The following is a 12,166-nucleotide window of genomic DNA, read 5'->3' on the forward strand; positions in this document are numbered from 1 at the left end:
CAACGGCGTCAGGCGGATTCCTGGTAGACGCGGCGGGTCCGGCGCACCGGGTAACCGTTGCGTTCGGCCAGTGTCCGCAGCTGCCGCAGGGCGAAGGTGCGGCCCCGGCCGGACTCCGGGATGACGATTCCGGCCCACAGGCCCTCGGCCCGCGGTGATTCGCAGGCCTCCCGCGCGCACAGCCAGCGGCGCGGGCAGGCCCGGCAGATCGCCTTGGCCTCGTCGTCCGGCATGGTCGTCCACCGCTCGGGATCGCTGGTGCACGCGCCCAGTGGCGTTTCGTCGAACATGAACACGCTCATTGAGTCGGCTCCCCTCGGTCCGTGCGCTGCCACTGCAACGCGTTGCGGGCAATGTATAGCACCAAACCGTAGCAGTGCAACAGTTAGGGGGAAGGTTCTTCCCTAGCGAAGGGCTCGACTGCCACTGAACTGTAGCGCTGAAGCGGAATAACTCCCCTGAGCCATAGCGTTAATCCGGTGCAGTAACAACCAACGCGACGGCGCCGACTTCCATGCTGCGGTTTCACCCGTCCACAAGCTGTAGCGGTGAAACACCTCGAAGCTAGAATCGCCGTAGCAGAAGAACACTTCCCGCAGTACAAGCATCGACCAGAAAGCGCAGTCCATGACCGATGTCGATCTGACCGCATCCCCGGTCAGCGAGGTCGATCCGGGACTGGCGCGGGCCGGCGCCGCCGCAGCCGCGCGCCGCCGCGAACTCAACATCAGTCAACGCCGGCTCGCCGCCGAGGGGATCATCAACGCCGGAGCGCTCATCGCGTTCGAGAAGGGCCGCAGCTGGCCCCGCGAACGCACTCGCGCCAAGCTCGAACAGGTGCTGCGCTGGCCTCCCGGCACGATCGCCCGGCTCCGCGCGGGCGAGGACGTCGGCCCTGCCGGCGGGCCGGCGACCGGTGCCCAGGAGCCGTCGGCGACCCGCACCGATCAGGCCGACTACCGGCCGAACGCCCCGGGGTCCGATCACGGCGGGTCCGATGACGAGGTGCCGTTGGTCGCGCAGGCCGTGCTGGCGGCGGTCAACACCCTCGACGACGCGTCGGAGGCGCTGCCGGACGTCGACCATCCGGAGTTCACCCCCCGGCTGACGAAGATCCTGGCCGATCTGCGCCAACTCGAGGCGGTGGCCGCCCGGGCGGCCCGCATCAGCCGGGTGTCGCCGCGGGTGATCAAGGCGCTCAGCGCGGTGCGCCGCAGCATCGACGAACTCACACTGCGGGGCGCCCGCGCCCCGCAGGCCACGCTCGGCCAGCGGCTCTACGCGGCGCGGCGCGGCGCCAACCTCACCATCGAGGAGACCGCGCAGGCCGCCGGGGTCCCCGCCGAGGTGATCATCGCCGCCGAGGCGGACGAGCCGGTGGCGGCGACGGCCGCCGGGGCGATCGAGACGCTGATCGCCGAACTCGACCAGCCCTGACGGGTCAGAGCACCGCGCGTTCGCGGACGCGGTCGTCCTGGGTCGGATAGAACTCGGCCAGCGCGGCGGCGATCTCGATGAACCGCCGTCGGGTCTGCCGCGACATCTCGCTGGTCCCGTTGATCACCCCGCCGGGCCGCAGGTGCCCGTCGAACGGCACCTCGATCACCCGCTGGCCCTGGCTGGCGAACTGCTGCGCCAGGATCGAACGGGTCCGCTTGTCGGCGTGCCCGTCGGAGTCGTTGAGCACGATCACGGTGTGGCGGAGCAGATCGGTCAGCCCGCGGGCGTTGAGCCAGTCCAGCGTCTGTCCGGCCGCGGCGGCTCCGTCCACCCACGGTGAGGACACCACGATCAGCGCGTCGAGGTCCTTGAGCACCTCCTGGGTGACCGGCGAGTCCATGGTGGAACTGCAGTCCACGATCGAGACGGTGAAGTGGCGGTCCAACCGCGAGGTGGCCTCCCGGTAGATCGCCGCGTCGAGGACCCGCCGCCGCGCCGGCGAGGTCTCCCCGGCCAGCACGAACAGGCCGGCCGCATTGTTGCCGACCCGGTTGCGCACATCGGCGAAGGTCTCGAGCTGTTGATCGGAGGCGAGTTCCCAGTACGAACTCTGCGCCTTCGGGTCCACCCGGCTGCCGAGCTTGCCGAACGCGGTGTCGGCGTCGATGGCCACCACCCGGTCGTCCTGCCGCAGTTCGGCGAACACCGAGCCGACGCTGGCCGACACCGTGGTCTTCCCGACGCCGCCCTTGCCCATCACCCCGACCTTGAAGTGACCCCGCAGCGGGCCTTTGATCTTGGCTTCGAGTTCGGCCTCGCGGATCTCGTCCGACGACCGGCCGGGATTGATCCACCCGAACGAGGCCCGGTACAGCAGCCGGCGCCAACCGCGGCTCGGCGGGATCCGCCGGGGCGGCATCAGATCCGCGGGCCGGATCCGGTCGGCGTACGACGTCGGGCCCGCCTGCGGACCGGGTGGGTAACCGCCCGACCATCCCGGACCGGTCGGTGGCTGGCCGGGCGCCGGACCGCCGGGTGGGGGACCGGGCTGGTTCGGCCATCCGGGCTGCGGCGGCCACGGAGCGTGTTCCGCGGGCGGCGCCGAGCGGGGGTCGCGGCCGGGTGCCTGGCCCTGCGGCTGGCCGGGGCGGGGAGCTCCGGGACCGTAGGGGGATTGACGATCGCGGAAGAGCCCGGGTATCGGGTCGACCGGCCGGGTCACGTCGGTCGCCGACGGGTCCGGGATCCGGTTCGGTCCGGTGGGTGCGGACTGGGGGTCGGTGGAGTTGTCGGCGCCGCCCGGCGGCGGATAGTCCACCGGCGGGCGGGACGGCACCGGGGCTTTCGGGGGCGGTGCCGGCTCGGCACTGGCCTGCGGCTCGTAGTTGCGCTCCTCCGGGCCGGTCCAGCCCAGTTCGCGCCGCAGGGAGTCGTCGCGATCGGTCACTGCATCTCCCTTTCGCATCTCGCCCGGCATCGCCCAGAACGGGTGACGCCGGTGCCTCCAGTATCAACCACACGTGAAACGCGGACTGCTGACGGCGCTGGGCAGCCGATCAGCAAACCGGAATCGGGCGACATCCCCCGTCGCCACCGGCACCGGCACCGCATTTGCGGCGCACCTGTGCCGTCAGTGGCAGGGACGTCCCACTGAAGAAGTTCCAGGCCGCGGTCCGACGGGGGAGTGCGCCGTGCCACATCCCCCGACCGAGGTGTATCTTCGCTGTGAGCGTGCGACGAGGTGTTCCACATGCGATATATCGCCTCACTGTGAATAGCTGAAATGTGACGACCACCGCGGATGGTCTTGGCGAATTCATGTATTCCGGTGGTCGGAATCCTTGGTACGCTCCTTTGCGGTGACGGGGCCTCCGGGACGGAACGGGTCGACGGTTGCGACGCGCGCCGCGAAGCAACCGCAAAGTCCTCGCAAGCGGTCGGCCGGTTCGGGGGAACGCTCGCCGCGTCCGCGCGCCGCGACAAGGGAACAACTGGAGGGGAACGTTCATGGTCGGCGAACACCGCGCCACGTCGGCACCGTTCGGCTCGCGCAACGCGATCGGGTGAGACGATGTCGGTCCCGCAGTCGCTCAATCCGAACGCCTCGCACATCGATGATGTGGTCGGGGTGGAGGTCACCATCGACGGCATCCTGGTCATCGCCGACCGCCTGCATCTCACCGACTTCCCGCCGGCCCTCGGAATCCGGCCCAACATCCCGCAGGAGGACATCCGGGAACGGGTGTGGGCGCAGGTCGCACGCGATCTCGCCGCCCAGGAGGTGCTGGACGCCCACGGCAGACCGCACCCGGAGGTCGCGGCCATGGTCGACGCGCTGAGCCGGCCGGACCGCACCCTCGACGGCCGGTGGTGGCGCCGCGACGTCGGGGAGAAGATGATCCGCTTCGTGGTGTGCCGGAAAGGCGACCGCCACGTCATCGCCGCCCGCGACGGCGATCTGCTGGTGCTGCAGCGGATCGCCCCACAGGTCGGGCTGGCGGGCATGGTGACGGCGATGCTCGGTCCCGCCGCCCCGGCCGACGTGGAACCGTTGACCGGGCTGGCCAGCAAACTGTCGGAGTGCCGCACCGCAAGCGAATTGGCGCAATACGGCATCGACCAGGCCTCGGCCCGCACCTACTCGGAGATCATTGCCGACCCGGCCGGCTGGGTGGAGATCACCGCGGCCGAACGCCACCCCGGCGGAACCACCACCTACACCGACGTCGCCGCCGGTGTGCTCGATTCCCGGCAGGGCCGGATCGTGTCGCTGCCCCGTCGGGTGAACGGCGAACTCTACGGCAGCTTCCTGCCCGGCACCCAGGAGAACCTGCAACGTTCGCTGGAGGCGCTGGTCGGGTTCCTGCCCGCCGGCAACTGGTTCGAGCACACCGATGCTGACACAGCGTATTCCGATGGGACGCAATGGAACTGAGGCATCAAACTGGGGCGCTGTCCAGATCGAGCGATGACAAGGTGACCACGATGACACGAAATGATCTCCGGGCGGAGATCGTCGCGACGATGTCGTTCTCCGACCAGGCCGGCCCGCGCCGCGACCGGATCGGCCGGCGCGCATGAGTGATCACCTGGCCAGTCTGTTCGGCAGCGCGGTGGGCATGCTGCCCAGCGCCCCGGAGCGGTCGCTGGAGCTGTTCACCGAGATCACCAACTACGACGAGTCGGCGTGCGACGCCTGGGTGGGCCGCATCCGGTGCGGGGACACCGACCGGGTGACGTTGTTCCGGGCCTGGTATTCGCGCACCAACTTCGGTCAGCTGGCCGGCGCCGCCGAGATCTCGATGAACAGCGTCAACGCCCGCATCCCGATCGGCGGGCTGTTCGGTGACATCACCTATCCGATCAACTCGCCGTTGGCGATCACCATGGGTTTCGCGGTCAACGAGGCCGCGGAGGGCAATTACGCCGACGCGATGGAGGCGCTGGAGGAGGTGCAGGCCAACGGGGCCGAGCACCTGGTGGCCTGGGTCAAGGCGGTGATCTACGCGGCCGCCGAACGGTGGACCGACGTGATCGACGAGGTCCGCGGCGCCTCCGGCTGGCCGGACAAGGTGCTGGCCGCCGCCGGCGGGGTCGCCCACGGGGTCGCGGCCGCCAACCTCGGTCTGTTCACCGAGGCCGAACGCCGGCTCACCGAGTCGAATGCGTCGCCGGCCGGTCAGGCGTGCGCCCCGGCGATCGCCTGGTATCTGGCGATGACGCGGCGCAGCCAGGGCAACGAGGACGCCGCCGTGGCCCTGCTGGAGTGGCTGCAGGCCACCCATCCGGAGCCCAAAGTCGCTGCGGCGCTGAGGGATCCGAACTACCGGTTGGAGACCACCACCCCGGAGAAGATCGCGTCGCGCACCGATCCGTGGGATCCGTCCAGCGTGGTCGCCGACACCTCCGGGCGGGAGAAGCTGCTCGCCGAGGCACAGGCCGAACTGGACCGTCAGATCGGATTGGGCCGGGTCAAGCAGCAGATCGAGGCGTATCGGGCCGCCACCCAGATGGCCAAGCTGCGGGCCGCCCGCGGGATGAAGGTCGCCCAGACCTCCAAGCACATGATCTTCGCCGGGCCGCCGGGCACCGGCAAGACCACCATCGCCCGGGTGGTGGCGAACATCCTGGCCGGGCTCGGCGTCATCAGCGAGCCGAAGCTGGTCGAGACGTCGCGGAAGGATTTCGTCGCCGAGTACGAGGGTCAGTCGGCGGTCAAGACGGCCCGCACCATCGACCGCGCGCTCGGTGGGGTGCTGTTCATCGACGAGGCGTACACCCTGGTGCAGGAGCGCGACGGCCGCGCCGACCCGTTCGGCACCGAGGCGCTGGACACGCTGCTGGCCCGGATGGAGAACGACCGGGACCGGCTGGTGGTGATCATCGCCGGCTACAGCGCCGACATCGACCGGCTGCTGGAGGCCAACGACGGTCTGCGGTCCCGGTTCGCCACCCGCATCGAGTTCGACTCGTACAGCCCGGATGAGATCGTCGAGATCGCGACGGTGCTCGCCGCCGGCAATGACTCGTCCCTCAGCGACGAGGCGGCAAAGCGGGTGCTGGATGCGGCGACGCTGCTCAGCCAGCGCACCCTGAACGGTAAGCCGGCGCTGGACATCGCCGGGAACGGCCGCTACGCGCGGCAACTGGTGGAGGCCGGGGAGCAGAACCGCGACATGCGGTTGTCCCGGTTGCCGGACATCGAGAGCCTGGGCGTCGAGCAGCTCAGCGAGATCAGCGGCGACGACATGGCCGCGGCCATCGCCGATGTACACGCGCGGCTGAACATCAGCGAGTAGGCGATGGCGGGATTCCGACTCACGACCAAGGTCCAGGTCAGCGGCTGGCGGTTTCTGCTGCGCCGTGTCGAGCACGCGATCGTGCGTCGGGACACCCGGATGTTCGACGACCCGCTGCAGTTCTACAGCCGGGCGGTGCAGGCCGGCATCGTCATCTCGGTGTTGATCTGCCTGGGCGCGGTGCTGCTGGCCTACTTCAAGCCGCTCGGGAAACGCGGCGGTGACACCCTGCTGGTGGACCGCACCACCAATCAGCTCTATGTGACGCTGCCCGGCAGTGATCAGCTGCGGCCGGTGTACAACCTGACCTCGGCCCGGCTGGTGCTGGCCAACAACGCCACCCCGTCGGCGGTGAAATCCGAAGAGCTGGACCGGATGCCCAAGGGCCAGCCGATCGGCATCCCGGGCGCGCCGTACGCCACCCCGCTGGCCGCGCCGCAGTCGACGTGGACGTTGTGCGACACCGTCACCAGACCGGAGAGTGTGAGCCCGACGTTGCGGACGTCGGTGCTGGTGCTGCCGTTGGCCACCGACACCGCGGTCGGACCGATGAACCCGAACCAGGGCATGCTGGTGACCTATCAGGGCAAGCCGTGGCTGGTCACCGATCGGGGCCGGCATTCGATCGATCTGGCCGACCGGGCGGTCACCTCGGCCGTCGGCATCCCGGTGACGGCGCGGGCCACCCCGATCTCCACGGGCCTGTTCAACGCGCTGCCCAACGCCGGGCCCTGGCAGGTGCCCGATGTGCCGGCCGCGGGCGCGCCGAATACCGTTGGGCTGCCGGAGCATCTGGTTATCGGCTCGGTGTTCAAGACCGTCACCGACTCCGAACAGCACTATGTGGTGTTGCCGGACGGGGTGGCCCGGGTCAACAACACCACCGCGGCCGCATTGCGGGCCCGCAACTCCTACGGGCTGGTGATGCCGCCGACCATCGAGTCCAGCGTGGTGGCGCGCATCCCGGAGCACGTGTTCGTCTCACCGCTGCCGGACCGTCCGCTGGACATGCTGTTGCGCGAGGAGACCCCGACACTGTGCTGGTCCTGGCAGCGCGAACCCGGTGACCAGGCGCCCGAGACGACGGTGATTGCCGGCCGGCGGTTGCCGATCGCCCCGTCGGCGATGAACCGCGGTATCGACCAGATCGGTGGTGACGCCACGGTGTATCTGGCCGGCGGCCAGTACATCCGGTTGCAGTCGCCGGATCCGCGGTACGGCGAGAGCCTGTACTACATCGACCCGCAGGGCGTGCGGTACGGCCTACCCGACGAGGACACCGCCGGCTACCTCGGCCTGCACGGTCCGGCGACCGCGCCCTGGCAGGTGGTCAGCCTGCTGGTGGACGGACCGGTGCTGTCCAAGGCGGCGGCGCTGGTGGAACACGATGTGCTGCCCGGAAATCCCCATCCCCGCAAGATCGCCGACGGCGCCGCGGCGGCGCCGGGTCCCGGAGGCGGCTGATGACGACCCGTAAGTTCACCCCGACCATCAAACGCGGGCCGCGGCTGACGCCCGGCGAGATCAACGTCACCCCACCGGAAGACCTCGGCGTCGAGATCCCGCCGTCGGGTGTGCAGAAGGCTCTGCCGTGGGTGATGGGCGGCTGCATGCTCGGCATGATCGCGATCATGGTGTTCACCGGCATCCGGAACCTGTCGCCGTACATGCTGATGATGCCGCTGATGATGGTGATGGCCACGGTCGGTTTCATGGCCGGCGGCGGGCCGGGCGGCAAGCGGGTGCCGGAGATCAACGCCGACCGCAAGGAGTATCTGCGGTATCTGGCCGGGCTGCGCAACCGGGTCACCTCGTCGGCGGCCGCCCAGGTGACGTTCTTCGCCTACCACGCACCGCATCCCGACGATCTGCTGTCGATCGTCGGCACCCACCGGCAGTGGTCACGGCAGACCAACGCCGACTTCTACGCCGCGGTGCGGATCGGGATCGGCTCCGAACCGGCGGTGGACCGGTTGCTCAAACCGTCGGTGGGGGCGGAGCTGGTCGGCCCGCAGGGCGCACCGCAACCGCACCTGGAACCGGTAAGCCACATGTGGGTGACGAAGTTCCTGCGCACCCACGGTCTGATCCACGACTGCCCGAAACTCGTTCAGCTGCGGACCTTTCCGACCATCGCGATCGGTGGCGACCCGGAGGGCGCGGCGCGGCTGCTGACCGCGATGATCTGCCATCTGGCGGTGTTCCATCCGCCGGACCTGCTGCAGATCCGGGTGTTGACCGACAACCCGGAGGATCCGGAGTGGTCCTGGATCAAGTGGCTGCCGCACGTGCAGCACCCGACCGACACCGACGCGGCCGGTCCCACCCGGATGGTGTTCACCCGCCCGGACGGGCTCAGCGATCTGGCCGCCCGCGGCCCGCACACCGCCGACTCCGCGCCGTCCGGCCCGTACGTGGTGGTGGTCGATCTGACCGGTGGGAAGGCCGGATTCCCGGTGGACGGCCGCGCCGGGGTCACCGTGCTCACCCTGGGTAACCACCGCGGCTCCAACTACCGCATCCGGGTGGCGGCCGACGGCACCGCCGACGACCGGCTGCCCGGGCAGTCGTTCCGGCTGGTCACCTCGGTGGCCGACCGGATGACCCCGGAGCAGGCCGGCCATGTCGCCCGTAAGCTCGCGGGCTGGTCGATCACCGGCACGATCATCGACAAGAACGTGCGGGTGCAGAAGAAGGTGGCCACCGAGTGGCATCAGCTGGTCGGCGCGCAGTCGGTCGAGGAGGTCACCCCGGCGCGCTGGCGGATGTTCGCCGACACCGACCGGGACCGGTTGAGGATCCCGTTCGGTCATGAACTCAAGACCGGCGAGATCATGTACCTCGACATCAAGGAGGGCGCCGAGTTCGGCGCCGGTCCGCACGGCATGCTGATCGGCACCACCGGTTCGGGCAAGTCGGAGTTCCTGCGCACCCTGATCCTGTCGCTGGCGGCGACGCATCACCCGGATCAGGTGAACCTGCTGCTGACCGACTTCAAGGGCGGTTCGACCTTCCTGGGCATGGAGAAGCTGCCGCACACCGCGGCGGTGGTCACCAACATGGAGGAAGAGGCCGAACTGGTCAGCCGGATGGGCGAGGTGCTCACCGGCGAGCTGGACCGGCGGCAGTCGATTCTGCGTCAGGCCGGTATGCAGGTCGGCGCCGCCGGTGCGCTGTCCGGTGTCGCCGAGTACGAGAAGTACCGCGAACGGGGGGCCGATCTCCCGCCGCTGCCGACGCTTTTCGTCGTGGTCGACGAGTTCGCCGAGCTGCTGCAGAACCATCCGGACTTCATCAATCTGTTCGACCGGATCTGCCGGGTGGGCCGCTCGCTGCGGGTGCATCTGCTGCTGGCCACCCAGTCGTTGAACACCGGCGGGGTGCGCATCGACAAGCTGGAACCGAACCTCACCTACCGCATCGCGTTGCGCACCACCAGCTCCACCGAGTCCAAGGCCGTGATCGGGACGCCGGAGGCGCAGTACATCACCAACAAGGAGAGCGGCGTGGGCTTCCTGCGGGTCGGGATGGAGGATCCGGTGAAGTTCCGCACCGTCTACACCGGCAATCCGTACGTCCCCCACTCGTCGGCCTCCGAGAACGGTGAGGCCAGACCCCGGGTGCCGGAGCGGCAGCGGGTCCGGATCCGCGAGTTCACGTGCGCACCGATTCCCGAGGCGATGGTGAACTGATGAGCGTCACGTCCAATCAGCGGGTGCTGCGCGAGGTCGTTCTCGACCAGTTGTCGACGGGCGAGAACCGGGCCTACCGGATGTGGTTGCCGCCGTTGGCCGAACCGACCCCGGTCGACGAGCTGATCGCCCGCGACCCGAACCGCCGCCCGCTGTGGTTCGGTCTGGGCGTCATGGACGAGCCCCGCCGGCACCGCCAGGAGGTGTGGGGTATCGACGTGTCCGGGGCGGGTGGCAACATCGCGATCGGAGGCGCCCCGCAGACCGGCAAGTCGACGTTCCTGCAGACCATGATCCTGTCGGCGTCGGCCACCCACACGCCGCGGCAGGTGCAGTTCTACTGCGTCGACCTCGGCGGCGGCGGGCTGATGTACCTCGAGGATCTGCCGCATGTCGGAGGCGTCGCCACCCGTTCGGAGCCGGACCGGGTGAACAGGGTCATCGCCGAGGTGAAAGCGGTTCTGCGGCAACGCGAAGCGATCTTCAAGCAGCTGCGCGTAGGCTCGATGGAGCAGTACCGGCAGATGCGGGAGGACCCGAACAACCCGGCGTCCAAGGATCCGTTCGGCGACCTGTTCCTGGTCATCGACGGCTGGCCCGCGTTCGTGTCGGAGTTCCCGGATCTGGAGCCGGTGGTCCAGGATCTGGCCGGTCAGGGTCTGGCGTTCGGGGTGCACACCGTCATCTCCACCCCGCGGTGGACCGAGTTGAAGTCACGGGTGCGCGACTATCTGGGCACCAAGGTCGAGTTCCGGCTGGGTGACGTCAACGAAACCCAGATCGACCGGATCACCCGGGAGATCCCGGCGGACCGGCCCGGCCGCGCGATCTCGATGGAGAAGCACCATCTGATGATGGGGGTGCCCCGGCTCGACGGGGTGCACAGCGCCGACGACCTGGTCACCGCGATCACCGCCGCGGTGGAGCGGATCGCCTCGCGGCACACCGAGGTGGCACCACGGGTGCGGGTGCTGCCCGAGCGTATCCACCTCAACCAGCTGGATCCGAATCCGCCTGGGCCGGAATCGGATTACCGCACACGCTGGACCATCCCGCTGGGGGTTCGCGAGGCGGACCTGTCGGTGGCCTACAACCAGATGTACATCACCCCGCACCAGATCATCTTCGGGGCGCCGAAATCGGGCAAGACCCGTATCGCGCATGCGTTGGCGCAGGCGATCTGCGCGCGCAACAGCCCCGATCAGGTGCGATTCATGCTGGCCGACTTCCGGTCCGGGTTGCTCGATGCGGTGCCGGAGAGCCATCTGCTCGCCGCCGGGGCGGTGAACCGCAACAACACCGTGCTCGAGGAGTCGATCAAGGCGTTGGCGGCCAATCTCAAGAAGCGGCTGCCGCCACCGGATCTGACGACCGCGCAATTACGGTCGCGGTCCTGGTGGAGCGGCCCGGATGTGGTGCTGCTGGTCGATGACTGGCACATGATCGTCGCGGCCAGCGGAATGATGTCGCCGATGACGCCGCTGGCCCCGTTGTTGCCGGCGTCGGCCGACATCGGCCTGCACATCATCGTGACCTGTCAGATGAGTCAGGCCCACAAGGCGACCATGGACAAGTTCGTCGGCGCCGCGTTCGGCGCGGGATCCCCGACGATGTTCCTGTCCGGCGAGAAGAACGATTTCCCGTCCCGCGACATCATCGTCAAGAAAAGGCCGCCTGGCCAGGCATTCCTGGTCACGCCGGATGCGAAGGAGGTCATCCAGGCCGCGTATGTGGAGGCCCCGGAAGAAGAAGTGTGACGACCACCCCGCAATGGCGGTTAGTATCTACCCAGACTCTTTCAGCAACGGTCGCTGAGAGGCGTCAGCAAACAATTCGGGGGAGCCGGTATTGACGCCCAGGCAAGCGTCATTTCGTACCGGTACATATCGATGTCCAGTCAATTCGACCCATCAAGGAGCCAGGCGCAAATGCAACCTATGACTCATGATTCGGGCGCTGTGGGAATCGGCTCCCAGGTCATCGCAAACGGAACCCGCGGCCTGGCCGTCGGCACCGCCGCCTCCGCCGAGGTGACCGCGTTGGTGCCGGCCGGCGCCGATGAGGTGTCCGCGCAGGCGGCGGCCGCGTTCGCGAAAGAGGGGATGGAAGCGCTCGCGCTGAACACCTTCGCGCAGGAGGAGTTGGCCCGGGCCGGTGCCGCGGTGGTTCAGATCGCCGGCATCTACGACGCCGTCGACGCCGCGAACGCCGGCACCCTGGCCTGACCCGCACGGT

At 68.9% G+C, this 12,166-nt stretch carries 9 protein-coding genes; 7 read left to right on the forward strand and 2 right to left on the reverse strand.

What is annotated here, in order from left to right; all coding sequences use genetic code 11:
* Window positions 1-8: 8 nt before the first annotated feature.
* Window positions 9-302, reverse strand: coding sequence for a WhiB family transcriptional regulator (locus CKW28_RS00295; RefSeq protein ID WP_003925694.1), 294 nt, complete (start codon window positions 300-302; stop codon window positions 9-11).
* A 325-nt stretch (window positions 303-627) separates the two neighbouring features.
* Between CKW28_RS00295 and CKW28_RS00300 the strand changes: the two genes are divergently transcribed.
* A complete protein-coding gene (locus CKW28_RS00300; protein ID WP_003925695.1) occupies window positions 628-1,437 on the forward strand; it encodes a hypothetical protein in 810 nt (269 codons plus the stop codon).
* Between the two features lie 4 nt (window positions 1,438-1,441).
* Here CKW28_RS00300 and CKW28_RS00305 read toward each other — a convergent pair whose 3' ends face one another.
* The gene (locus CKW28_RS00305; protein ID WP_003925696.1) at window positions 1,442-2,887 is read right to left on the reverse strand and encodes a MinD/ParA family ATP-binding protein; all 1,446 of its coding nucleotides are present in this window, start codon (window positions 2,885-2,887) and stop codon (window positions 1,442-1,444) included.
* Window positions 2,888-3,511: 624 nt separating this feature from the next.
* Between CKW28_RS00305 and CKW28_RS00310 the strand changes: the two genes are divergently transcribed.
* From CKW28_RS00310 to CKW28_RS00335, 6 genes are all read left to right on the forward strand, one after another.
* The gene (locus CKW28_RS00310; RefSeq protein ID WP_003925697.1) at window positions 3,512-4,375 is read left to right on the forward strand and encodes an ESX secretion-associated protein EspG; all 864 of its coding nucleotides are present in this window, start codon (window positions 3,512-3,514) and stop codon (window positions 4,373-4,375) included.
* A 142-nt stretch (window positions 4,376-4,517) separates the two neighbouring features.
* The gene (gene eccA / locus CKW28_RS00315; RefSeq protein ID WP_003925699.1) at window positions 4,518-6,239 is read left to right on the forward strand and encodes a type VII secretion AAA-ATPase EccA; all 1,722 of its coding nucleotides are present in this window, start codon (window positions 4,518-4,520) and stop codon (window positions 6,237-6,239) included.
* Window positions 6,240-6,242: 3 nt separating this feature from the next.
* On the forward strand, window positions 6,243-7,703 hold the full coding sequence (eccB, locus tag CKW28_RS00320) for a type VII secretion protein EccB (protein WP_003925700.1): 1,461 nt from the start codon (window positions 6,243-6,245) through the stop codon (window positions 7,701-7,703).
* Window positions 7,703-9,931, forward strand: a complete 2,229-nt coding sequence (gene eccCa, locus CKW28_RS00325) for a type VII secretion protein EccCa (protein ID WP_003925701.1) — start codon at window positions 7,703-7,705, stop codon at window positions 9,929-9,931. Before eccB ends, eccCa begins: the two co-directional genes overlap by 1 nt.
* Window positions 9,931-11,688 carry a type VII secretion protein EccCb gene (gene eccCb / locus CKW28_RS00330; RefSeq protein WP_003925702.1) on the forward strand — a complete coding sequence of 586 codons (1,758 nt, stop codon included), beginning with the start codon at window positions 9,931-9,933 and terminating at the stop codon, window positions 11,686-11,688. Before eccCa ends, eccCb begins: the two co-directional genes overlap by 1 nt.
* A gap of 171 nt (window positions 11,689-11,859) precedes the next feature.
* A complete protein-coding gene (locus tag CKW28_RS00335; RefSeq protein WP_040547004.1) occupies window positions 11,860-12,156 on the forward strand; it encodes a PE family protein in 297 nt (98 codons plus the stop codon).
* Window positions 12,157-12,166 lie beyond the last annotated feature (10 nt).

It is taken from the genome of Mycolicibacterium thermoresistibile, from assembly GCF_900187065.1.
GTDB classification, from domain to species: Bacteria; Actinomycetota; Actinomycetes; order Mycobacteriales; family Mycobacteriaceae; genus Mycobacterium; species Mycobacterium thermoresistibile.